Source organism: Collimonas sp., from assembly GCF_035566375.1.
GTDB lineage: Bacteria > Pseudomonadota > Gammaproteobacteria > Burkholderiales > Burkholderiaceae_D > Collimonas.
Genome location: NZ_DATMRK010000012.1, coordinates 146,367 through 169,157, shown reverse-complemented (window position 1 = coordinate 169,157; position 22,791 = coordinate 146,367). Strand labels below are relative to the sequence as shown.

Annotated in this window: 20 protein-coding genes; 8 read left to right on the top strand and 12 right to left on the bottom strand. The window is 56.9% G+C overall.

Going from position 1 to position 22,791, the window contains the following annotated elements; genetic code table 11:
* The first annotated feature begins 34 nt into the window (after positions 1 to 34).
* Positions 35 to 781 carry an aspartate/glutamate racemase family protein gene (locus tag VNZ60_RS03255; RefSeq protein ID WP_325656979.1) on the top strand — a complete coding sequence of 249 codons (747 nt, stop codon included), beginning with the start codon at positions 35 to 37 and terminating at the stop codon, positions 779 to 781.
* Between the two features lie 8 nt (positions 782 to 789).
* Here VNZ60_RS03255 and VNZ60_RS03250 read toward each other — a convergent pair whose 3' ends face one another.
* Together VNZ60_RS03250 and VNZ60_RS03245 are read right to left on the bottom strand one after the other, a co-directional pair.
* Positions 790 to 1,542, bottom strand: coding sequence for an aspartate/glutamate racemase family protein (locus VNZ60_RS03250; RefSeq protein ID WP_325656978.1), 753 nt, complete (start codon positions 1,540 to 1,542; stop codon positions 790 to 792).
* Positions 1,543 to 1,544: 2 nt separating this feature from the next.
* Positions 1,545 to 3,053 (bottom strand): NCS1 family nucleobase:cation symporter-1, encoded by a 1,509-nt coding sequence (locus tag VNZ60_RS03245; RefSeq protein ID WP_325656977.1) that lies wholly within the window; start codon positions 3,051 to 3,053, stop codon positions 1,545 to 1,547.
* Positions 3,054 to 3,349: 296 nt separating this feature from the next.
* Between VNZ60_RS03245 and VNZ60_RS03240 the strand changes: the two genes are divergently transcribed.
* Positions 3,350 to 4,063, top strand: a complete 714-nt coding sequence (locus tag VNZ60_RS03240) for a GntR family transcriptional regulator (protein WP_325656976.1) — start codon at positions 3,350 to 3,352, stop codon at positions 4,061 to 4,063.
* A gap of 62 nt (positions 4,064 to 4,125) precedes the next feature.
* Here the strand turns inward: VNZ60_RS03240 and VNZ60_RS03235 are convergent, their stop codons facing one another.
* Complete coding sequence (locus tag VNZ60_RS03235) at positions 4,126 to 5,433, bottom strand: replication-associated recombination protein A (protein WP_325656975.1); 1,308 nt, start codon at positions 5,431 to 5,433, stop codon at positions 4,126 to 4,128.
* A 56-nt stretch (positions 5,434 to 5,489) separates the two neighbouring features.
* On the bottom strand, positions 5,490 to 5,678 hold the full coding sequence (locus tag VNZ60_RS03230) for a hypothetical protein (protein ID WP_325657038.1): 189 nt from the start codon (positions 5,676 to 5,678) through the stop codon (positions 5,490 to 5,492).
* On the opposite strand from VNZ60_RS03230, the gene fdxA reads away from it, so the two are divergent.
* Positions 5,595 to 5,927, top strand: coding sequence for a ferredoxin FdxA (gene fdxA, locus VNZ60_RS03225; protein WP_211467731.1), 333 nt, complete (start codon positions 5,595 to 5,597; stop codon positions 5,925 to 5,927). The two genes, VNZ60_RS03230 and fdxA, sit on opposite strands and share 84 nt — an antisense overlap.
* 23 nt (positions 5,928 to 5,950) lie before the next feature.
* Here the strand turns inward: fdxA and lolA are convergent, their stop codons facing one another.
* Both lolA and VNZ60_RS03215 read right to left on the bottom strand, forming a co-directional pair.
* Entirely contained in the window at positions 5,951 to 6,643 is a 693-nt protein-coding gene (gene lolA / locus VNZ60_RS03220) for an outer membrane lipoprotein chaperone LolA (RefSeq protein ID WP_414648765.1), read from the bottom strand.
* A 4-nt stretch (positions 6,644 to 6,647) separates the two neighbouring features.
* Complete coding sequence (locus VNZ60_RS03215; RefSeq protein ID WP_325656974.1) at positions 6,648 to 8,990, bottom strand: DNA translocase FtsK; 2,343 nt, start codon at positions 8,988 to 8,990, stop codon at positions 6,648 to 6,650.
* Positions 8,991 to 9,308: 318 nt separating this feature from the next.
* Between VNZ60_RS03215 and trxB the strand changes: the two genes are divergently transcribed.
* A complete protein-coding gene (trxB, locus tag VNZ60_RS03210) occupies positions 9,309 to 10,265 on the top strand; it encodes a thioredoxin-disulfide reductase (RefSeq protein WP_325656973.1) in 957 nt (318 codons plus the stop codon).
* A gap of 86 nt (positions 10,266 to 10,351) precedes the next feature.
* Complete coding sequence (locus tag VNZ60_RS03205; RefSeq protein ID WP_325656972.1) at positions 10,352 to 11,002, top strand: Smr/MutS family protein; 651 nt, start codon at positions 10,352 to 10,354, stop codon at positions 11,000 to 11,002.
* Between the two features lie 17 nt (positions 11,003 to 11,019).
* On the opposite strand, the gene VNZ60_RS03200 is transcribed toward VNZ60_RS03205, so the two are convergent.
* Both VNZ60_RS03200 and VNZ60_RS03195 read right to left on the bottom strand, forming a co-directional pair.
* Positions 11,020 to 12,162, bottom strand: a complete 1,143-nt coding sequence (locus VNZ60_RS03200; protein ID WP_414648764.1) for a PA0069 family radical SAM protein — start codon at positions 12,160 to 12,162, stop codon at positions 11,020 to 11,022.
* 107 nt (positions 12,163 to 12,269) lie between these two features.
* Positions 12,270 to 12,917, bottom strand: coding sequence for a BON domain-containing protein (locus VNZ60_RS03195; RefSeq protein WP_325656971.1), 648 nt, complete (start codon positions 12,915 to 12,917; stop codon positions 12,270 to 12,272).
* A 362-nt stretch (positions 12,918 to 13,279) separates the two neighbouring features.
* Between VNZ60_RS03195 and VNZ60_RS03190 the strand changes: the two genes are divergently transcribed.
* Positions 13,280 to 14,569 carry a cation:proton antiporter gene (locus tag VNZ60_RS03190; RefSeq protein ID WP_414648763.1) on the top strand — a complete coding sequence of 430 codons (1,290 nt, stop codon included), beginning with the start codon at positions 13,280 to 13,282 and terminating at the stop codon, positions 14,567 to 14,569.
* A gap of 166 nt (positions 14,570 to 14,735) precedes the next feature.
* Here the strand turns inward: VNZ60_RS03190 and VNZ60_RS03185 are convergent, their stop codons facing one another.
* Entirely contained in the window at positions 14,736 to 15,074 is a 339-nt protein-coding gene (locus VNZ60_RS03185) for a P-II family nitrogen regulator (protein WP_038487829.1), read from the bottom strand.
* 195 nt (positions 15,075 to 15,269) lie between these two features.
* Positions 15,270 to 17,327, bottom strand: a complete 2,058-nt coding sequence (locus VNZ60_RS03180; protein WP_325656969.1) for an NAD(+) synthase — start codon at positions 17,325 to 17,327, stop codon at positions 15,270 to 15,272.
* Positions 17,328 to 17,473: 146 nt separating this feature from the next.
* On the opposite strand from VNZ60_RS03180, the gene VNZ60_RS03175 reads away from it, so the two are divergent.
* Complete coding sequence (locus VNZ60_RS03175) at positions 17,474 to 18,658, top strand: GNAT family N-acetyltransferase (protein WP_325656968.1); 1,185 nt, start codon at positions 17,474 to 17,476, stop codon at positions 18,656 to 18,658.
* Positions 18,659 to 18,711: 53 nt separating this feature from the next.
* Here the strand turns inward: VNZ60_RS03175 and VNZ60_RS03170 are convergent, their stop codons facing one another.
* Positions 18,712 to 20,055 (bottom strand): MFS transporter, encoded by a 1,344-nt coding sequence (locus tag VNZ60_RS03170; RefSeq protein WP_325656967.1) that lies wholly within the window; start codon positions 20,053 to 20,055, stop codon positions 18,712 to 18,714.
* A gap of 43 nt (positions 20,056 to 20,098) precedes the next feature.
* Complete coding sequence (gene gudD / locus VNZ60_RS03165) at positions 20,099 to 21,454, bottom strand: glucarate dehydratase (protein ID WP_325656966.1); 1,356 nt, start codon at positions 21,452 to 21,454, stop codon at positions 20,099 to 20,101.
* A 446-nt stretch (positions 21,455 to 21,900) separates the two neighbouring features.
* Here gudD and VNZ60_RS03160 point away from each other — a divergent pair, with 446 nt between their 5' ends.
* Positions 21,901 to 22,782: an EamA family transporter gene (locus VNZ60_RS03160; protein WP_325656965.1), complete on the top strand. Its 882-nt coding sequence runs from the start codon at positions 21,901 to 21,903 to the stop codon at positions 22,780 to 22,782.
* Positions 22,783 to 22,791: the final 9 nt, after the last annotated feature.

Genomic DNA, 22,791 nt, shown 5'->3' with positions numbered 1-22,791 from the left:
TCAGACTAAGCTTGCATCACTCTCGGGAGACAGCATGATCATTCGCGGCGGACGCGCCATATATGGAGAAAGTGTCGGCATTCTTGTGTTGGACACGAAATTTCCGAGAATCCCCGGTGATGTCGGCAACGCCACCACATTTGACTTTCCAGTGCGATATAAGGTCGTGCCTGGAGCCAGGCCAGAACAAATCGTGGCGGCCCCTGACCGGGCGCGCGCGCTGCTGCCGTCGTTCATTGAAGCCGCCAGGGAATTGGAAAACGACGGCGTCCGCGCCATCACCACTACCTGCGGCTTCCTTACCGTAGTCCAGGACGAAATTGCCGAGGCTGTGACGGTTCCCGTCATTACCTCAAGCCTGTTCCTGCTGCCGATGCTGCGCCGCATGCTCGGACCGATGCGCAGCATCGGCATAGTCACCGCCGATGCGCAAAGCTTGTCGGCCGATCATCTGCAAGCTGCTGGCGTCGAACCCGGCTGGCGGCTGCTGGTGCGGGGCATGGAGTCGTTCCCGTCTTTCAGAACCATTCTGGGCACAAGCAACGATCCCGATTACGCCCTTGATGTGGACCAGACCAGACGCGAAGTGGTAGACGTGTGCCAGGCTATGCTGGCTGAAGCGCCCGATTTGGGAGCGTTCCTGTTTGAATGCACCAATTTGCAACCGTACGCAACGGCGGTGCAAGCCGCGACCGGGCTTCCCATCTTCGGCATCTATCACGTCGTCAATCTGCTGCACTCCGCAGTGGTGTCGCCCGACTTCACGCGTGGCTATCTATGACGTATGACCTATGACCCGGCCGGCACCCGATCCCTGGAAAAATCTTCCAGCAAACCGGTATACGGTTTAGGTAAAGGAAACGCCAGGTCGCGCCGCTTGCCGGTCTTAAGGCCAAGCTGCACCAGGCTCTCCGCCAGCTTTACCGCAGCCGTCACGCCGTCGACCACGGCGATGCCAAGCTCGCTTTCAATCTTTTTACAAAGATCCGTCATGCCGGCGCAGCCAAGCACGATACTGTCGACCTTGTCTTGCTGCATCGCCTGGCGGCATTCCGCCAGGATGATGCGGTAGGCGTCCGAACCGGGTTGTTCCAGATCCAGCACATTCAATTCACAGGCGCGTACCTTGCGGCAGAAACGCCGCATGCCATACATCTCGGCCAGATGCCAGGCGATGCCGCAAGTCCGTTCAAGCGTGGTGACCACGCTGAAACTATTGCCGATCAGGCTCGCTGCGTGCATCGCCGCTTCGGCAATACCGATCACCGGCCCACGCGCAGCTTCGCGTGCGGCATACAAGCCGGGATCGCCAAAACAAGCAATCACGTAGGCATCGACGCTGCTGGCTTCGCCTGTCCTGATTTCGTCAAGGATTCCCGGCACGCTGAGCGCTTCGTCGTAATGGCTTTCGATCGACGCCGGCCCCATGCTCGGGCTGACCGCCACGATTTCGGTACCGGCGGCGGCAACCCGGCGCGCGCAATCACCGATTTTCTCGGTCATGCTCCAGGTTGTGTTGGGATTGATGATTTTAATTTTCAAAATTAGACCTCCGCGCCTTCTTTAGTATTCGGATTGATGACTTTATTTTCAAATTGGACGCCCGCCCCTTTTGCCGCCGCCCCCTGCTTGATGCTGATAGCCGAGTAAATCGCCAGGCCGCAAGCCATGCCGATGAACCAGCTGAAATTGGCCAGGTTGCTGAGTGATGGCAGCAATACGCACAGCATCGGAATCAAGGCTGACGGAATCAGCGCCATGATGGCTCTCGGGTTATAACCGTTGCGATACCAATAGGCGCCGTTGCGGTCCATGGTGAACAGATCGTCGACGTTCACTTGCTGCTTTCTTACAAGGTAAAAATCCGCAATCAAGATGCCGAACAATGGGCCGATGAAAGAGCCCAGAATATCCAGCGTATAGTGAATCATCTGCGGACTATGGAACAGATTCCAGGGCGTGATGAAAATCGACCCGACTGCGGCGATCAGGCCGCCCATGCGCCAGCTGATCAATTTCGGCGCCACATTGGAAAAGTCGAAAGCCGGCGAAACGAAATTGGCGACGATATTGATGCCCACCGTAGCAATCATGAAAGTCAGGCCGCCCAGCACCACCGCAAAGGTATTGTCGATATGGCTGACCATTTCAACCGGATCGGTGATCAACTTGCCATACAGCGGCAAGGTGGCGGCGATGCAGACCACGGTCAATAATGAAAAACCGAGGAAATTGACCGGCAAGCCCCAGAAATTCCCCCGCTTCACAGCCTTGTAATCCTTGCAATAACGCGTGAAATCGCCAAAATTGAGCATCGGTCCAGAAAAATAAGAGACCACCAGCGCAATCGCATTGAGCATGATCGGAATCACCGCCGCGCCGCTATATTTGATGCCACCCAGATTCAGATCGATATTGCTCCAGCCGGCTTTGTGGATCAGCCAGGCGGCCAGCAAGAACATCACTACGTATACCGCCGGGCCGGCCCAGTCGATAAATTTACGGATCGCATCCATGCCGGTCCAGAAGACGATTGCCTGCAATACCCACATCACCGCAAAAGCAGCCCAACCAAGGTAAGACAGGCCGGCAAAGCCGTATTGCATGACGTCGGCATAGATTGCCGTCTCAGGGAAAAATTTGAGCACGATCAACAGAAAGGCGCTGGACGCAAGATATGTCTGGATGCCGTACCAGGCCACCGCAATCAGCCCGCGGATAAGCGCGGGAATGTTTGCCCCAAGCACACCAAAAGTGCTGCGGCAAATGACCGGATAGGGAACACTTGTCACCTGGCTGGGCTTGGCTACCAGGTTGGCGAAGAACTGCACGATCAAGATCCCGATCAGCAGCGCCGCCAATACTTGCCAGCTGCTCAAGCCCAGCGCGAACAAGCTCCCGGCAGTGATATAGCCGCCCACGCTATGGACGTCGGACATCCAGAACGCGAAAATATTGTAGCTGTTCCAGCTTTGCTTTCTCAGCGGCGCCAGATCTTCATTGGTCAGCCTGTCGTCATACGAAGGCTTGATAATTGCATTGTGCTTCTCCATCGTGTCTCCTCAAATGACTGCCATGATGTACAGGATCAAGAATTGTGTGTTCAATACAGACAAATAATGTGCACAATATTTATGCACGTGCTTTGCAATGTAGCACTCTTTTGAAATAGTTGGTAAAAAATACATGTTGCGACGCACAGCGAAAATGGCGGCCGTGCAGAATGAGTGGTTAGGATTTATACTGCAGAAATACTTTAAAAATATCCTGCGACCATGCGTAAATTGTGCACAATATTGATTCCAGCTCATTTTGAAATGCCGCCCAAGCAAACGATGGGAGCCCTGGCATGAGGGCCACTCCCAAGATCTGGCAAGATGAATTGAGCAACGATGAAATCGACGCTCGCATCCACCTGTCCATCATCAACGCCATCCTTGATCATCAATTACCGCCAGGAACACGCCTGGTCGAAGCGCCGCTATGCGAAGCTTTCGGCGTCACGCGCGGCACTTTAAGACGGGTTTTCGTGAAACTGGCGCATGAGCGCGTGATTGATTTGCAGCCGAATCGCGGCGCCGTGATCGCCATGTACGATGGCAAGGAAGCACGCGAAGTATTCGAAGCGCGCATCATCCTCGAAGCCGGCTCGATTAAAAGCCTGGCCGGCAAACGCAAGGCTTTGCCGGAACTGCGCGAACTGGTAAGGGAAGAACATGCGCTGCGCGAACAAGGCAACTGGGGGGATTGGATCCGCCTTTCCGGCGAGTTCCACATGAAGCTCAGCGAAGCCAATCAAAACACTATCGTCAGCGCCTATCTGCGCACCTTGATTGCGCGCACTTCCTTGTTGATAGGCTTGTATGAAAAGCCAAAGCGCAATAGCTGCTCGGCCGACGAGCACAGCGCGATACTCGATGCGATCGAACAAGGAGATGCCGAACGCGCTGCCAGATTAATGGAGCACCACCTCGGCGAATATGCCTCCGAGCTGCTGACCGAGACTAGCCAGCGCAAGGAAGTCGATTTCGCCAAACTGTTTTCACCGGTGCGCGTGGCTTGAAATCCTTTCGAGTCTAGCCTGCCGAGACTAAGCTTCCGAATCTGAGCCTCCGAACCTCAGCGTCACTTATCGCTGTTGGCGCCATCGTCGAGACTTCTCAAGAACTGCATTTTCTCGGCAATCTTGGATTCCACGCCACGCGGCACCGGCTGGTACCAGCCGGGATCGCCGATACCATCCGGCAAATAGGTTTCGCCGGCGGCATAGGCATGCGGCTCGTCGTGCGCGTAACGATACTCATGGCCGTAGCCAAGCTCCTTCATCAGCCTGGTCGGCGCATTTCTCAGATGCACCGGCACTTCTCTCGACTTATCTTTTTTGACAAACGCCATGGCTTGATTGAAGGCGTTGTACCCGGCATTGCTCTTGGCCGCCACCGCCAGATAAATCACCGCCTGCCCTAGCGCCAGCTCACCTTCCGGCGAACCCAGCCGTTCGTAAGTGGCGGCGGCGTCGGTCGCGATCTGCATCGCGCGCGGGTCGGCCAGGCCGATGTCTTCCCAAGCCATGCGGACAATCCGCCGCGACAGATATTTGGGATCGGCGCCGCCGTCCAGCATGCGGCACAACCAATACAGCGCACCGTCCGGGCTGGAGCCGCGCACCGATTTGTGCAGGGCTGAAATCTGATCGTAAAAATTGTCGCCGCCTTTATCAAAGCGGCGCGCATTCAAGGTCAGTGCATTTTCCAGGAACTCTGCGGTCACCTGCGTCACGCCGGAAGCCTTGATGGCGCTGCCGCTTTGCTCCAGCAAGTTGAGCAACCTGCGGGCGTCGCCATCGGCATAACCGATCAACGTATCGACAGCGGCATCGTCAAACTGCAGATGCGACAAGACTCGCTCTTGCGCCCGCGCCAGCAACTGCTTCAGCTCATCCTCGCTGAGCGCCTGCAGCACATACACTTGCGCCCGTGACAGCAAAGCCGAGTTGACTTCAAACGAGGGATTTTCGGTGGTGGCGCCAATAAAAGTCACCAGGCCCGATTCTGCATATGGCAGCAAGGCGTCTTGCTGCGATTTGTTGAAGCGGTGGATTTCGTCGACGAACAAGATCGTATGCTTGCCTTGCGCCAGATATTGCTGCGCCTGCTCCATCGCCGCCCGGATATCCTTGACGCCGGAAAACACTGCCGACAGCGGGATGAATTCGCAATCGAAGGCGTTCGCCGTCAGACGCGCCAGCGTGGTCTTGCCGACGCCCGGCGGCCCCCACAGGATCATGGAATGCGGCTTGCCTGATTCAAACGCCAGCCGCAACGGCTTGCCCGCTCCCAGCAAATGGCTCTGCCCAATCACCTCATCCAGGGTGGCCGGACGCAGGGCTTCGGCTAGTGGCGGAGTGGGTTCTACTTTGAAGAGATCGGACATAGGGATGGTTCGGTGAATAGGGTCTTGGTTTGAAAAATGAGAAACGATAAACCGTCTTAACTAAGTAAGAATGCATAAGTTATGGCGGCGGTTTTCTGCGCAAAGACGGCGTTTGTGAGAGAATCCCTGTCGATTTCGACCAGCACACTCACCGCCAGACCATGCCCTTTGTCGTCACCGATTCCTGCATCCGCTGCAAATACACCGACTGCGTCGAGGTTTGCCCTATGGACTGTTTCAGGCAAGGGCCGAATTTCCTGGTGATCGTTCCGGAAAACTGCATCGACTGCTCGATGTGCGTGCCGGAATGCCCGGTCGGCGCGATCTACAACGAAATCGATCTGCCCGACGAGCAGCGCCATTTCATCGAAATCAACGCCCGTCTGGCCGCTCACCCGGACTGGAAACCGATCACCCGCTCACAAGCGCCGTTGCCGGATCATGAAACCTGGCGCGAAGTCGCCAACAAGCTGGAATTTCTGAAGCTGGCCTGAGCGCTCAGTCGTTCAATAATCGCTCAATTGCTGAAAACATCCGCGCCCTTGGGCACGACAAATTTAAACTGCCCGGCCGACAGCGGCGGATTCTTGACGAAGTTCTTGAATGTCAGCAACGATACCTGGCCAAACGAGTCGCGCAATTCCATCGCCTGCGGTAAACCGTCTTTCAATCCGATGCCGATATGGTCGAAGGTAGTGTCCTTGGCTTTTGGCGTCGCTTCCAGCCACTCCATGCCATCTTTGGACTGGCCTTCTTTCAGGATGAAGTTTTTTTCCAGGTCATTGCTGCCGAACAAAATCGCCGCTGGCGACGAACCGAGCGCATTACCCAGGCTCTTGGTGGTGACCTGGTTCAAATCCTTGTCGTAGATATACAACTTGTCGCCGTCGGCTTGCAAGATCTGCTCGTACGGCTTCTGATAGGTCCAGATGAATTTACCGGGCCGCGCAAAAATAAAAATGCCGCTGGAGGTGCTGGACACCTTCGGCGTCTTGCTGGCGGCGTCGATTTTAACCAGCTGCTGGTAGAACTCGCCCTTGGCCGATTGCGTGCTGCTGACAAATGACTTGAACTGTTCCAGCGCACTGGCATGCGCCAGCGACAAGGCCATGCTCAATGACAGACCGACAATCAAACGCCCCGATTTAAATTTTGCAAACATATTGCTCCTGTTGCTGCCGATCACGCTGGCGGTAATTTTCTTTTGCATATTTCTACTCCGTATTACTGTTCCCCGCCGGTACCAGGATTTCCCGGTTGCCGTTGGATTGCATGGTTGAGACCAGTCCACTGGTTTCCATTTGCTCCAGCAAACGCGCCGCACGGTTATAGCCGATGCGCAGATGACGCTGCACCAGCGAAATTGAAGCGCGCCGGTTCTTCAGCACCACCGCCACCGCCTGGTCATACAATTCGTCACCTTCGGTGCCGCCGGTGGCTGCGCCGCCACCAGCTGCGCCATCGGCGCCATCTTCCAGCACGCCGCCTTCGAGTATTCCTTCGATGTAATTCGGTTCGCCTTGCTCCTTCAGGTAATCGACCACACGATGCACTTCTTCATCCGAAACAAAAGCGCCATGCACCCGGATCGGCAAGCCGGTGCCGGGCGGCATGTACAACATATCGCCCATGCCGAGCAGCGCTTCCGCTCCCATCTGATCGAGAATCGTGCGCGAATCGATTTTGCTGCTGACCTGGAACGCAATCCGGGTCGGCACGTTGGCCTTGATCAGGCCGGTAATCACGTCTACAGATGGGCGCTGCGTCGCCAGAATCAAGTGGATGCCGGCCGCGCGCGCCTTTTGCGCGATACGCGCGATCAGTTCTTCCACCTTCTTGCCAACTACCATCATCAGATCGGCCAGTTCGTCGATGATGACGACGATGGTCGGCAGCTTTTCCAACGGTTCCGGCGCATCCGGCGTCAGGCTGAACGGATTCGGGATCTTCTCTTCGCGCTTGTCGGCTTCGGTGATCTTCTGGTTATAGCCGGTCAGGTTGCGCACACCCATCTTCGACATCAGCTTGTAGCGGCGTTCCATCTCGTTGACCGCCCAGTTCAACGCATGGCCGGCCTGGCGCATATCGGTCACCACCGGCGCCAGCAGATGCGGAATACCCTCGTAGATCGACAGCTCCAGCATCTTCGGATCGATCAGGATCAGGCGCACCTGGTTCGGATCGGATTTGTAAAGCAAGGACAGGATGGTGGCGTTAATCCCCACCGATTTACCGGAACCGGTAGTACCGGCCACCAGCAAGTGCGGCATCTTGGCCAGATCGGCTACCACCGGATGGCCGGCGATGTCCTTGCCGAGCGCGATGGTGAGGCTGGAGACGCCGTCGTTATACACCTTGGAGCCGAGAATTTCGGTCAAGCGTACGATTTGACGTTTAGGATTCGGCAACTCCAGGCCCATATACATTTTGCCGGGAATCACTTCAACCACACGGATCGAGGTCAGCGACAGCGAACGCGCCAGGTCGCGCGCCAGGCCGACAATCTGGCTGCCCTTGACGCCGGTCGCCGGTTCGATTTCATAACGGGTAATCACCGGCCCCGGATAAGCCGCTACCACTTTGACCTGCACCCCGAAATCGGAAAGTTTTTTCTCGATCAGGCGGCTGGTGAATTCCAGCGTCTCGACGCTCACGGTTTGCTGCTGCGGCGGCGCTTCGTCCAGCAGCGACAGCGGCGGCAGGTTAGTGTCCGGCAGATCGGTGAACAAGGTGCTTTGCCGCTCTTTCTCTACCCGCTCCGATTTCGGCACCGCAACGATTTGCGGCTCGATCCTGATCGGCGACGCCACCACGATCTTGGCGCGCTCCTGTACCACAACTTCTTCACGCTTGACGGCTGCCACCTGTCCTACTTTGCGGTCTTCGCGGGCGACATAGAAATTCTTCAGCCACAGCGCGGCGTTTTCGATGCCGGCGCCAATGCGCTCCGCCACGGTCAGCCACGACACATGGAAAAACAAGCTGATGCCCAGCGCAAACAACAGCAACAGAAATAGCGTAGAACCAGTGAAGCCAAGCGCGGTTTGCGCGCCGCTGCCGATCAACTGGCCGAGGACGCCGCCGGGCGCGCGCGGCAATTGCATGTGCAGCGAGGACATGCGCGTGTATTCGATGCCCATGCTGCCGATCAGGATCAAGACAAAACCTGCGCCACGGATCAAACCTTCCTGATGATGCTCCGGCTCGGCCGCCTGCGCCACCAGGAAACGCTGCGAAATGCGCCGGTAGCCATGCCACAAGGTGCGCAGCAGCAGCGCACACCACCACCATGCAGAAGCGCCGAACACAAACAGCATCAGATCGGACAGCCAGGCACCGATGCGACCGCCCCAATTATGCAGATGCGGCACCACATTGGCGTGCGACCAGCCCGGATCGGATTTCGAGTAACTGGCGAAAATGATGATCAGATAGGCTGTGATGACCGCATAGATGATCCAGCGCGCTTCATACAAGAGCCGGACCAGGCGGCTCGGCAACGGCTGTGCCTCTTGCGGTTTGGTGTTGCGGGTATAGGCTTGGCTTGTTCTAGTCATAAATCCGGTTAATGTCACTTCGTTATTACTTTACTGGGTGGCCAGAATACATTCACATGTTGAAATTATGCACCCAATACCTATATGTATAACCAGTGTTTGATGTTTCCATTTGAAACATGAGCAAAAACCAGGCGTGGCGGGCACGGATTTTTGATGCGCCGCACACCAGCAATCCCTTGCTCGACTATAATCTTACCGAGTTTTTGAGCGCAATTTGATGATCTTGACAATATTTATCCGCCACAAGCGTCCATAAATCCGCATTCATCAGTATTCCACAAGCAGTTGCTTGATATCTGTTACCTAAGGCAAACAATGACCACTACCAAACCTGCCAAGCACGCCCATGTCTTGATTCTCGGCTCCGGCCCCGCCGGTTACGCCGCCGCTGTCTACGCCGCCCGCGCCAACCTGAAGCCGGTGCTGATTACCGGCGTCGAGCAAGGCGGCCAGCTGATGACCACTACCGATGTCGAAAACTGGCCCGGCGACCCGCACGGCGTGCAAGGCCCGGAACTGATGCAACGCCTGCTCAAACACGCAGAAGAATTCAACACAGAAATCATTTTCGACCATATCCACACCACCAAGTTATCGGAAAAACCATTTCGCCTGATCGGCGATTCCGGCGAATACACTTGCGACGCCCTGATCATCGCCACCGGCGCCTCGGCCCAATACCTCGGCCTGCCGTCGGAAGAAGCCTTCATGGGCAAAGGCGTCTCCGCCTGCGCCACTTGCGACGGTTTCTTCTATCGCGGCCAGGAAGTCGCCGTGGTCGGCGGCGGCAATACCGCGGTCGAAGAAGCGCTGTATTTGTCCAACATCGCCACCAAAGTCACCCTGATCCATCGCCGCGAAAAATTCCGCGCCGAACCGATCCTGGTGGACCGCCTCAACGCCAAGGTGGCTGAGGGCAAGATCGTCATCAAATACAATCACACGCTGGACGAAGTCACCGGTGACGACAGCGGCGTCACCGGCATCAACATCAAGTCGACCGCCGACGGCAGCATCACGCCGATCAAGCTGCACGGCGTTTTCATCGCCATCGGCCACAAACCGAACACCGGCATTTTCGATGGCCAGCTGGAAATGCATAACGGCTACATCAAGACCAAGACCGGCCTCGAAGGCATGGCCACCGCCACCAGCGTGCCAGGCGTATTCGCTGCCGGCGACGTCCAGGATCACATCTATCGCCAGGCCATCACCAGCGCCGGCACCGGCTGCATGGCGGCACTGGATGCGCAACGCTTCCTGGAAGACTAAAGCGTTACACTGTTAATCGGGCTCGGAAGCTTTCTATCTTTCCGATTCCGATTAACAACCCTGCAAAACTCGTAGACGCACACATCATGGCCGGCCCGATCAAGGATTTCAACGCTCTCAAGTCTCTGCGCAAAGAACTCAAAACGCAGGACGAAGCACGCCAGGCCGCCGCAGCCGAACGCCAGCGCCGCGAGCAGGAAACGGAGCGCGACGCCGATATCTTTCGCAGCAGCATCGGTAACGTCAAGCCGCTCAGCGTGCCGCCCAAATTCACTCCCAACGCACCACGTCCGCTGCCGATCGCACGCCAGCATCTGGCGGATGAGCAAGCAGCGCTGCACGAATCGCTGTCGGACGATTTCACCATCGAAACCCTGCTCGATAGCGACGAGGCGCTCAGCTTCGCCCGCAACGGCATCGGCCCCGATGTCATGCGCAAACTGCGGCGCGGCCACTGGACCATTCAGCAGCAACTCGACCTGCATGGCTTGCGGCGCGAAGAAGCACGCGAGGCCCTGGCCGAATTCCTGCGCCTGGCCGCCAAACGCGGCTGGCGCTGCGTGCGCATCATTCACGGCAAGGGACTGGGCTCGGTCAACAAGGAACCGGTGCTGAAATCCAAAGTCCGCAACTGGCTGGTGCAGAAGGAAGAAGTGCTGGCCTTCTGCCAGGCCACCGCTGCCGAAGGCGGTTCCGGCGCCTTGCTGGTGCTGTTGAAGGGCCAGAGCGGTTCATAAAGGCCAGCTAGCTCCTGCTAAAACAAACCCAACTGACCTGACAGCCGATCCTTTTCCGGTTGCACATACGGCCGCCGGAAACGGCTCGCATCCAAAGTCGCGAACGAACCGCGCTGTCCCATGCCAAACCTGACCAAAGCTTTTTCAAAACGCTGCCGCAACAGATCCGCCCACACGCCCTCGCCGCGCATGCGGGTGGCAAAATCGGCGTCGTAATCGGCGCCGCCGCGCATCTCGCGGATGCGGTTCATCACCCGTTTGGCCCGCTCGGGGAAATGCGCGTTGAGCCAGTTCTGAAATAATGGATTCACTTCCCACGGCAAGCGCAATACGATGTAACTGGCGCGCACCGCACCGGCCTCGGCCGCCGCTTCTATCACGTGTTCCAGATCGGGTTCGGTGATAAACGGAATCATGGGCGCGATGCTGACGCTGACCGGGATGCCCGCCTGCGCCAGCGTGCGGATGGTGCGCAAACGCCGCGCCGGCGCTGCCGCGCGCGGCTCCAGGGTACGAGCGATGGCAGCGTCAAGTGTGGTGATGGTGACCGCTACCACCGCCTGCCGTTTGGCCGCCATGCTGGCCAGCAGATCGATATCGCGCTCGATCAGCGACGACTTGGTAATCAAGGCCAGCGGATGTTCGCAATCGTGCAACACCTGCAAGATGCGCCGGGTCAGCTTCAATTCCCGCTCGCAAGGCTGATAGGCGTCGGTGTTGATGCCCAGCGCAATCGGCTCAGGAAGATAGGAAGGTTTGGCCAGTTCCCTCATCAATACTTCAGGTGCATTGACCTTGGCAAAAATCCGGCTCTCGAAATCCAGCCCGGGCGACAAACCCAGATAGCTATGCGATGGCCGGGCGAAGCAATAAATGCAGCCGTGCTCGCAGCCGCGATAGGGGTTCAATGAGACGTTGAATGGGAGATCCGGCGACGCGTTGCGGCTCAAGATGGTTTTTGCCTGCTCCTCGGTGACGATAGTTGGCAGCGCAACTACCTCGTCACCCTCTTCCTGAGCCCAGCCATCGTCAAAATTCTCACGCTGATCGTTCTCATAGCGGCCTTGCATATTGTTGGTCGCGCCCCGGCCTTTACGCGCCATGCCGGCGGGCTGGAAGTTGATCACCTGGGGCGGACGTTTTGTTTGATAATCTGACATGGCTGCACTTAATACTGTATGTTTATACAGTATATTAGCGCAAATAACACCGATTGCAACAGCGATCATTCAGCCACTGCGAGACTTTTTTCCCAGTGGCGCAGCAGTTACTTGCCGGCGACAATAATGGCGGACGTATCCACGCTCTTCACGCCTTTCACTTTTGCAGCGATATCCTTCACGTGATCGACCGCATCCTGGTTTGCCAAAGCGCCGCTCAACACCACTACACCGTGGCTTGTCTTTACGCTTACATCAAGACCTTTGGTGAGACTGCTGGCCATAATCTCGGATTTCACCTTGGTGGTAATCCAGCTATCGGATACGGTTCGCGTGGTCTGCGCAACGGCCTTGTTGGTTTTAGCTTCCGCGGCACTGCTGGTTGCCGTGCTCAGGTTATTGTCGACACTCTTGACGCCGTCGACCGACTTGGCTTGCATCTCCGCCACCGATCTGGCGTGTGAACTGCTCGTGCTACCGTTGAGCGTAACCACACCGTTGGTAGTGGTTACGCTGACGTCGGATTTCCGGAGGCTGTCTTCACCCATCAGCTTGGCTTTCACGCCGGCGGTAATCGCGGTGTCGGTGATTGCGGCGCCGACGCCGTCGCTATGTGCTTGCGGCATGGATGCATCGCTGGAGGCGGCCAGCGCAGCGCCCATGCCCATGCTCAAACTCGCGCCAAATGCAGCAAAAAACGCGGTAGCCATCAGTGCGTTGCGAATCGATGCTTTATTGAAATTGAAGGTATCCATGTGTTTTCTCCGGTTTGTTGTGTGTGCGACTCGCTTTGCAAAATGCAAATCAAATGCAGATCGGCGATCTGAAAAGTTGATATCCGTAGCAGTGATTTTGCTGTCGAGCAGAGCCGATGTCGGTTCGGTGCCGCACTTATGTGCGTTGGCATACAGTCAGGTTCGAGCAATCCGCGCAGACTCGATACGGAATCCATGCCTTAGCAATCCGCCGATACACTTAGCCAGCGTGTTCGGCTGCGTCCATCCATGTCGGCGAAGTAACTAAGGCAGGCAACGATAGTCGCATTGAATGTGCAGGAGGTGTCGCCATCGATCAATCAATCATCTGGTACCTGATCGTTGGCGTCTTGCTGTTGTCGATGGCTTTGATGGCCTCGCTGCTGGATCGCTTGCCGGTCAGCCCGGCGATGTTTTATCTGCCCATAGGTTACATCCTGGGGCCGGCGGTAAGCGGCCTGATCAATGTCGCGCCCGACCAGCACGCCGAACTACTGACAGCGTTGGCCAAGATGGCGTTGCTGCTGTCCTTGTTCACTGTCGGCCTGAAATTACGCATGCCATTCCGCGCCAGGATCTGGCGCCTGCCGCTGCGCCTGGGCGTGCTGGCGATGCTGGTCACGATTCCGCTGCTGACGCTGGCCGGCATGTTCATGCTTGGCCTTCCGCCAGGCGCCGCAATTCTGCTGGGCGGGATCCTGGCGCCCACCGATCCGGTGCTGGCGTCCGATGTACAGCTAAAGGATGTTGGCGATCGCGATCGCATCCGCTATAGCCTCACCGGCGAGGGCGGCTTGAATGACGGTACCGCCTTTCCGTTTGTCATGCTCGGCCTGGCCTTGCTCGGCGTGCCTTCTGCCGCCGCTTACATCGATACTTATGCAGTGCTGCAGGTAGCCTGGGGCGTCAGCGCCGGGCTGGTCGGCGGCTGGCTCATGGGATGGCTGCTAGGACGCACGGTGGTTGGCTTGCGGCGGCGTTTCCGGCTGGCGCTGGGGATGGAAGAATTTCTCGGCATCGGCTTGATCGCGCTCGCCTATGGCGTTACCGAGACCATCCATGGCATTGGCTTTCTGGCGGTGTTCGCCGCCGGCGTGGCGATGCGCCGCATCGAATCGACCAATAGCGGCCAGCAAGAACTGGACGTGGCCCAGTACCAGACAGTGGTGGATAGCGTGCCAGTGAGCGGCAAAGAAGAAATTGCCACCCATCCGGCCAAAGCCTCGGCATACATGACGGAAACCGTACTCGGCTTTAATCAGCAACTGGAACAGTTCGCTGAATTTGTGATGGTGACGCTCGCCGGCATCCTGCTATCGCATGTCGGATTTTCCGCGGCAGGCGTGTTGCTGGCTCTGCTGCTGTTTTTTGTGATCCGGCCGCTCTCGGTTGCGCTGGCGCTGATACGGGCCGACGTCACGCCTCTGCAGCGGCGCTTGATGGCGTGGTTTGGCATCAAGGGGATCGGCTCGCTGTATTACCTGGTGTTTGCGTTGCAATATCCTTGGCTGGCGCCTGCCGGCTTTCACTCGGCGGCGTTGGCGCCGCGCCTCACTTCGCTGGTGCTGACGGTGGTGGCGATGTCGATTGTGCTGCATGGAATTTCCTCGACACCGCTGATGGAAATGTATCAGCGCCGACGGCGCCGCTAAGTTTCTATCGATAGGAACAGGATAAGCCTGGCGCCGCGGTCAGTCATCCATGACATCGAAGGACCGCGGCCAAGATAGAGAATGGCGGAAGGAAGGGAGAAAACAGTAGCGATCAGTGCGCTACAAAAACTGCATCAGACAGTATCAGGCAGTATTAACTCGCGCATTAAACCGCATCAGGCCCGGTTTCGCCGGTGCGGATGCGAATCACCTGTTCGATATTGCGCACGAAAATCTTGCCGTCGCCGATCTTGCCGGTGCGTGCTGCCTTGATGATGGCGTCCACTGCACGCTCGGTCAGGGCATCGTCGATCACCAGTTCGACTTTCACTTTCGGCAGAAAATCGACCACGTATTCAGCGCCGCGATACAGCTCGGTATGACCTTTCTGGCGGCCAAAACCCTTTACTTCAGTCACGGTCAGGCCAGTGACGCCCACTTCGGCGAGGGCTTCGCGTACTTCGTCCAGCTTGAAGGGTTTGATAACGGCGGTAATTTGTTTCATGACAACTCCTTTAGGCATTAAACATAAATCTTTGCGGCGCTGCATCCGGAAAGGCCGTACAGCTTAGTGAAAGCACAATCCAGAGAGTATATGAAAATCTCTATTTGTCTATCACGGTAAAACAATATGTGCCTCTAAACGCATAACATCGCACATTTTTTTCGACGCATTTTCCTATTTCGATCAGGCCAACGCTCAGTCGGGAATATTCGCCAGATCATTCAGCCACACAGTCGCTTCCGAATCGCTAGGCGCGCGCCAATCGCCACGCGGCGACAAGGAACCGCCGCTGCCGACTTTGGGCGCGTTCGGCACACAGGAGCGTTTGAACTGGCTGGTCCTGAAAAAGCGATCGAGGAAGATGGCCAGATTGCGCTTGATCGCCGCCAGATCGTACTGGTTGCGGGCCACCTCGGCGTTGTGCGGCCAGTTGCCTTTAGTCTTGTCTTGCCAGGCCGAGAACGCCAGGAAAGCGACTTTCGACGGCGCGAAGCCATAGCGCAGGATGTAGTACAGATTAAAATCCTGCAATTCATACGGCCCGATGACGTTTTCCGTGATCTGCCCGGGCTGGCTGCCGGCCCCGGCCTTTCCGGGCACCAACTCCGGGCTGATCTCGGTGTTCAGCACGTTCAGCAGCACGTCGGAACCGAGGTAGCCGATGGCGCCGGTCTCGGCCACCCAGCGCACCAGGTGGCTGATCAAGGTTTTCGGCACGCTGGCGTTGACGTTATAGTGCGACATGTGATCGCCCACGCCATAAGTGCACCAGCCCAGGGCCAGCTCGCTCAGATCGCCGGTGCCGATGACAATTGCATGATTGAAATTTGCCAGCCGGAACAGATGGTTGGTGCGTTCGCCGGCCTGGACGTTTTCAAAAGTGATGTCGAACTGTTCCTGGCCGGCGGCGTAAGGATGGCCAAGGTCTTTCAACATCTGCAGGCAACTCGGACGGATGTCGATTTCCGCCGCCTTGCAGCCGACTACCTGCATCAATTGCCTGGCCTGCTGCAGAGTACGATCGCTGGTGGCGAAACCGGGCATGGTGTACGCCAGGATATTTGAACGCGGCAGCTTCAAGCGGTCCATCGCTTTAGCGCACACCAGCAAGGCATGGGTAGAATCGAGGCCACCCGAGACGCCGATCACTACCTTGCTTATCTTGCTGGCGGACAAGCGCTGCACCAGCGCCTGCACCTGGATGTTGTAGACCTCGGTGCAGCGTTCATCGCGGCGTTTGGGATCGGCCGGAACATAAGGGAAGCGTTCGACCGTTCTTGCCAGCGGCAACGCCTTATCCAAGGGCAAGTTCAGTTCGAAACGGACCACCTCGAATCTGGCGACCTCATCGGCATGACGCCGCACCGATTGCCCGAAAGTAGTCTGGCGCATCCGCTCCCGCGACAGCCGCTCCAGGTCGACATCGCCAAAGATCAGATGCGAACTGTCCAGGAAGCGCTCGGACTCCGCCAGCAGCTCACCGTTTTCGTAAATCAAGCCCTGGCCGTCCCAAGCCAGATCGGTGGACGATTCGCCCTTGCCGGCCGAGGTATACAAATACGCCGACAGGCAGCGCGCGGATTGCTGCGCCACCAGTTGATGGCGGTAGCCGGCTTTTCCCACCACCACATTCGAAGCGGAAAGATTGACCAGCACACTGGCGCCGGCCAGTGCGGCAAATGACGACGGCGGAATCGGCACCCATACGTCTTCGCAAATTTCGACATGGAATCTCAGGAGCGGCAGGTTGCTCACCTCGAACAGCAATCCAGTGCCGAATGGGACGCTGGCGCCCAACAACTGGATCTGGCTGATTGCAGTATTTTCAGCGGCGCTGAATTGGCGCATTTCGTAAAACTCGCCGTAGTTTGGCAGATAACTCTTCGGCACCACGCCCTGGATCCGGCCGCCGGCAATCACTACGGCGCAATTGAACAACTGATGCTCGACCCGTAACGGCAAGCCGACGATCAAGGCCGGCGACAGTTGGGCCGAAGCCGCCACCACTGTCGCCAATGCTGCTTCGCAGGCATCCAGCAAAGCGCGCTGATGAAACAGGTCGTCGCAAGTGTAGGCGGACAAACCCAGCTCCGGAAACGCCACCAGCACGGCGCCTTGCTGCTCTGCCTGCCTGGCCAGCGCGATGGTTTCGGCGGCGTTAAAGGCCGGGTCGGCGATCCGGCAATTCGGGATGGCGACGGCGACGCGCGCGAAATCATGGGAATAAAGGTTCAGAAACGTATTAGTTGTCATCGTGGTTGCCATCATTCTTCCTGCGCTCTACGGATGAGTGCAATTATCGCACGCTAATGGCTTGCCCCTAAGAGCGAACGGCAGAGCGCGGACGACGGTGCTAAACTCCTCTCTTTCGCCATCCACATTCACGGCTAGCCAAGTCCTTGATTAATAAGACGACAACCCAGACGACAAGCAAGGCCACCACGCGTATCGTTTCATCCTTGAACGAAATCGGCCAGGCAGCGTGGGACGAACTGCTAGGCTTGCAAGCCGACGCCAATCCGTTCCTCTCATTTGCCTTTCTGCATGCCTTGCATGAAAGCGGCAGCGCTGCCGAAAAAACAGGCTGGCAACCGCAATATCTGACTCTGTGGGACCAGGCTGACGACCAGCCGCGACTGATCGCGGCCCTGCCCTTGTATGTCAAGTTTCATTCCTACGGCGAATACGTGTTCGACTGGGCCTGGGCCGACGCCTACGAGCGCAACGGCCTGGAATATTATCCAAAACTGCTGTCGGCGATTCCCTTTACACCGGTCACCGGCGGCCGTCTGCTGGCGCGCGACGAGCCGGCGCGGGCGGCGCTGATCGATGTATTGAAATCATTGCGTAAAGATACGCAGACATCTTCCACCCACATCCTGTATCCGCCCGCGGCCCAAGCCAGCGCCTTGCAACAAGCCGGCTTCATGCTGCGCAGCGGCGTCCAGTTCCACTGGCTGAATCCGGGTTATCGCGATTTCACGGAATTTCTCGATACGCTGGAACGCAAGAAACGCAAGAATATCCTCGCCGAACGGCGCAAGGTAGCCGACGCCGGCGTGCGCTTGCGCCGGGTGCGCGGACAAGATGCGAGCGAGGCGGACTGGAGATTTTTCAATCGCTGTTATGCGCAAACCTATGCGGCGCACCGCTCCACGCCCTATCTGAACCTGGATTTTTTCCTCAGGATCGGCGCCAGCATGCCGCAGAATATCCTGCTGATCGTGGCCGAACGCGACGGCCGGCCGATTGCCTCATCGCTGTTGATCTATACCGATCAAACCCTGTACGGCCGTTATTGGGGCGCACTGGAATTCGTGCCTTGCCTGCATTTTGAAACAGCTTATTACCAGCCGCTGGAGTTCTGTATCGAACAAAAGATCGCCTGCTTTGAAGGCGGCGCCCAGGGCGAACACAAGATGGCGCGCGGCTTTTTGCCGCAAAAAACCTGGTCGGCGCATTGGCTGGCGCATCCCGCCTTCGCCGATGCGGTAGCCGATTTCCTGGAGCGCGAGGCGGACGGCATCGATAGTTATATGGATGAATTGAATGATCGCAATCCGTTTCGATCGGCGCCGTTTTAGCGCGCCCTTGTCAGACAGCCGGCAGTCACGCAAGCTGCCGGCATCGCCGATGATCAAGATCGGGCTGGAAAGTTTGCCGCCGCCCTTTTTTTGGTCAGGAAGACCAACGCTGCCGCAACTATCGATGCTGCAGCCAGGCCATACAACCCGCCCTGAATCGACCCGGTTTTTTGCTCCAGATAGCCAAAGGTTGCTGGCGCAACGAAGCCGCCTAAATTTCCCAATGAATTGATCAGTGCGATAACGCCGGCCGCGATCCGGGCGTCCAGATAGCCTTGAGGAATGGGCCAAAAAAGCGAGGAAGCGGCCTTGAATCCTATCGCTGCAAAGCAGATCGCCACAAACGCAAATACAGGGCCGCTGGTGGTTGACATGAACATCCCGCAGGCCGCGACAATCAGGGCTACGGCCACCCACATCTGCTGATGCTTGAAGCGCGCCGCCAGAGAGGCGAAAATGTACATTGCAACGATAGAGATCAGCCAAGGTATGGAGTTGAACAAGCCGATCTGAAAATCGCTGAAATGCCCCATTTTCTTGATGATGCTTGGAAGCCAGAACGTCGCGCCATAGATGGTAAGTTGGATCGCAAAATAGATGAAACAGAAAAGCGCGATGCGGCCATCTTTGAGCAATGACAGTGAACTCACATGCTTTGGCCGGCTGGCTTCACGTTCTTTTTGTTCGGCATCGATAACGTCCGCCAACACCTTGCGCTCGGAGTCGGTCAGCCATTTCGCGTCACGTGGATGGGAATCAAGTCTAAACCAGACTACCAGGCACAAGACAATCGATGCCAGGCCTTCGATAATAAACATCCATTGCCAGCCGTGAAATCCGCCGCCTTCGATCTGTAGCAGTGCGCCGGAAAGCGGGCCGGAAATCACCGACGCCAAAGCCGACCCGCTCAGAAAAATCGCCATTGCTTTCCCACGTTCACCGTTCGGCAGCCACTGGGTAAAGTAATACACTACGCCTGGAAAGAAGCCGGCTTCTGCAACTCCCAGCAACAGGCGCATTACATAGAACGATGTTTCACCGCTAATGAACGCCATTCCCGTAGCCACGACGCCCCATGTGAACATGATGCGAGTCAGCCAGGCCTTGGCGCCAAAACGCTGTTGCAAGATATTCGAAGGCACTTCAAATACCGCATAGGCCACAAAAAACAGGCCGGCTCCGAGTCCGAATGCCGCAGCGCCTATGCCAAGGTCGGTTTGTAAATGGGAACGGACGAAGCCGATATTGACGCGATCTATGTAGTTTGCGATGAACATGACGACGAATAAAGGCAATATCCGCCATTTCACTTTGCTGATCGCAACCTCCAATTCGCTTCGGACATTCCTATTAGTTGCGACATCACCTTCAGCGTCAGCTGATAGAAGTGTACTCATGTTGCTGTCTCCTTGGATTCGATTTGCCGGAACTGTTATTTTTTTAGCGGACCATGCAAGGCATTTTGTTATTGAATTTCCAGCCTGGAATGAGATATTGCATCGCTATCGCATCGTCTCGCGCACCTAGTCCCATGTTTCGATAGAGCTGATGCGCTGCTTCTATCTCAACCATATCGATCTCGATTCCCAAGCCAGGTTTTTTGGGAACCTGAACCAGCCCACCTTCTATCTTCAAGGGCTCTTTTGTCAGTCGCTGCCCGTCTTGCCAGATCCAGTGGGTGTCTATCGCGGTGATTTTTCCCGGTGCGGCCGCAGCGACATGGGTAAACATCGCCAGAGAAATATCGAAGTGGTTATTCGAGTGAGAACCCCATGTCAAATCCCATTCGTTGCACATTTGCGCTACGCGCACAGAACCTTGCATAGTCCAGAAATGCGGGTCGGCCAAGGGAATATCGACCGACTGCAATTGAATCGCATGGCGCATCTCGCGCCAGTCGGTGGCGATCATATTTGTCGCCGTCAGCAGACCGGTGGCGCGACGGAATTCCGCCATTACTTCGCGACCGGAATAGCCGTTTTCCGCTCCGCACGGATCTTCCGCATAGGCCAGCACGTCGCGCTTGTCACGGCATAGGCGGATCGCATCCTTAAGCAACCAGCCGCCATTGGGATCCAGCGTAATGCGAGCTTCGGGGAACTGCTCCGAGAGAGCAGTCACGGCTTCCATTTCGTCGTCGCCGCGCAATACGCCGCCTTTGAGCTTGAAGTCGTTGAAACCGTATCGCTCATAGGCGGCGCGTGCTAAGCGGACAATAGCCTCAGGGGTCATGGCCGCCTCATGACGCAGACGTAGCCAGTCATCAGCTTCGTCGCCGGCTGAGGCATACGGCAAGTCCGTGTTTTTACGATCACCGATGTAGAACAGGTAACCCAGCATTTCTACTGCGTCGCGCTGCTGCCCCTCGCCCAGTAGCGCTGCTACAGGCACCTGCAAGAACTTACCCAGCAGATCAAGCAGCGCTGCTTCCAGTGCCGTGACAGCGTGTACTGCAATACGCAAATCGAAGGTTTGCAAACCGCGGCCGCCGGCATCCCTGCCCTGGAAGGCTTGGCGCGCCTGGTTAAGGATATTGTTGTAATCGCCGATAGACTGGCCGACCACCAACTGTCGCGCATCGACCAATGCCTGCCTGATTTTCTCGCCCCCAGGCACTTCGCCAACGCCCGTATTACCAGAACTGTCGGTAAGAATGACGATGTTGCGGGTAAAGTAAGGTCCGTGAGCGCCGCTCAGGTTAAGCAGCATGCTGTCTCGGCCCGCGACGGGTATTACCTGCAAGGAAACGATGCGAGGTGTTTCATTGACAGCTAGAGGATTGCTTATGTTCGACATGCTTGTCTCCAGTTCCAAACGTTGGTGTTAATCCTGGCGCTGAACTTAGCGCCTATTCGAGATATTTAAGTAGGTATGCCGGTAAAATTAGATGTCGGTCATCGTACAACCAAAAATATCGCCTCGCAAGATTTGTTTGAAAATACTCTTCAAAAAAAAAAGATAAAGCAGTGCTTCTTATTTCGAGACCACTATCCGTATCGAATGATCGGCATGGATGCTTGACTTGCAGCGCTATCTGACTGCGTTGAGAGTTATCATCTCATGTTGTCTGTTGTCATATAAGTTGCTTATTTAGCCTGACATCGGTAACGGCGGTACTGGCACTTGCTGTATCAGCCCGATCCAAATACCATTGTCGGCCACGACATCCGAGCCACCCGATGCACAAACATCCGTTTCGATCAGCTTCGTCTTAGCGGCCCGACTCCACATAAAGAACCTCCATGCAACCCACCCATATCTTGCTAGCCTTGTTGACTGTCACGATCTGGGGTTTGAATTTTGTAGTGATCAAGATCGGCCTGGCAGGTTTGCCGCCGCTGCTGTTTTCGGCGCTGCGTTTCGTGTTTGCTGCGCTGCCGCTGGTCTTTTTCATCAAGCGGCCGGCGATTCCCTGGCGCTTGCTGATCGGCTTCGGCCTGTTCCAGTTCGCGCTGCAGTTTTCCTTGCTGTTCTCCGGCATGCAATTAGGGCTAGGGGCCGGCCTGGCGTCGCTGGTGATTCAGTTGCAGGCATTTTTCACGATCGGCTTGGCGGTGCTGCTGCTGGGCGAACGGCCGCTGGTGACGCAATTATTGGGAGCACTGGTGGCGCTGGCCGGCATGCTGCTGGTCGCCACCCATCTGGAAGCGAAGGCCACCGTTGTCGGTTTTCTGCTGGTCATCGGCGCTGGCCTCAGTTGGGCCAGCGCGAATATCGTCACCAAGAAAATGGGCAAGCTGAATCCGTTGGCGCTGATGGCCTGGGGTTCGCTGATGGCGGCGCCGCCTTTGCTGCTGGCTTCGGCCGTGCTCGAAGGACCGGCTGCCTGGCACACTGCCTTCACGCACTTCGGCTGGGTCTCGGCAGCCGCAGTGTTTTATCAGTCCTATCCGAATACCATTATCGGCTACGGCATCTGGACCATCCTGATGCGCAAATATCCGGCCGCCACGGTCGCGCCGTTCTCGCTGCTGGTGCCGCTGGTGGGCATGTTGAGCGCCGCCATCCTGCTGGGTGAATCGCTGCAATGGTGGAAAATCGTCGCCGGCGCGTTGGTGCTGGGCGGCCTCGCCTTGAATCAATTCGGCGTCCGCCTGTTGCGGGCGTTGAAGGCCAGGGCATGAGGCGGCTCA

Coding starts and splice junctions, on each gene's coding strand:
- VNZ60_RS03255 (WP_325656979.1), top strand. CDS start 35: ATGATCATTCGCGGCGGACGCGCCATATATGGAGAAAGTGTCGGCATT.
- VNZ60_RS03245 (WP_325656977.1), bottom strand. CDS start 3,053: ATGGAGAAGCACAATGCAATTATCAAGCCTTCGTATGACGACAGGCTG.
- VNZ60_RS03240 (WP_325656976.1), top strand. CDS start 3,350: ATGAGGGCCACTCCCAAGATCTGGCAAGATGAATTGAGCAACGATGAA.
- VNZ60_RS03235 (WP_325656975.1), bottom strand. CDS start 5,433: ATGTCCGATCTCTTCAAAGTAGAACCCACTCCGCCACTAGCCGAAGCC.
- fdxA (WP_211467731.1), top strand. CDS start 5,595: ATGCCCTTTGTCGTCACCGATTCCTGCATCCGCTGCAAATACACCGAC.
- lolA (WP_414648765.1), bottom strand. CDS start 6,643: ATGCAAAAGAAAATTACCGCCAGCGTGATCGGCAGCAACAGGAGCAAT.
- VNZ60_RS03215 (WP_325656974.1), bottom strand. CDS start 8,990: ATGACTAGAACAAGCCAAGCCTATACCCGCAACACCAAACCGCAAGAG.
- trxB (WP_325656973.1), top strand. CDS start 9,309: ATGACCACTACCAAACCTGCCAAGCACGCCCATGTCTTGATTCTCGGC.
- VNZ60_RS03205 (WP_325656972.1), top strand. CDS start 10,352: ATGGCCGGCCCGATCAAGGATTTCAACGCTCTCAAGTCTCTGCGCAAA.
- VNZ60_RS03200 (WP_414648764.1), bottom strand. CDS start 12,162: ATGTCAGATTATCAAACAAAACGTCCGCCCCAGGTGATCAACTTCCAG.
- VNZ60_RS03195 (WP_325656971.1), bottom strand. CDS start 12,917: ATGGATACCTTCAATTTCAATAAAGCATCGATTCGCAACGCACTGATG.
- VNZ60_RS03190 (WP_414648763.1), top strand. CDS start 13,280: ATGGCTTTGATGGCCTCGCTGCTGGATCGCTTGCCGGTCAGCCCGGCG.
- VNZ60_RS03185 (WP_038487829.1), bottom strand. CDS start 15,074: ATGAAACAAATTACCGCCGTTATCAAACCCTTCAAGCTGGACGAAGTA.
- VNZ60_RS03180 (WP_325656969.1), bottom strand. CDS start 17,327: ATGACAACTAATACGTTTCTGAACCTTTATTCCCATGATTTCGCGCGC.
- VNZ60_RS03170 (WP_325656967.1), bottom strand. CDS start 20,055: ATGAGTACACTTCTATCAGCTGACGCTGAAGGTGATGTCGCAACTAAT.
- gudD (WP_325656966.1), bottom strand. CDS start 21,454: ATGTCGAACATAAGCAATCCTCTAGCTGTCAATGAAACACCTCGCATC.
- VNZ60_RS03160 (WP_325656965.1), top strand. CDS start 21,901: ATGCAACCCACCCATATCTTGCTAGCCTTGTTGACTGTCACGATCTGG.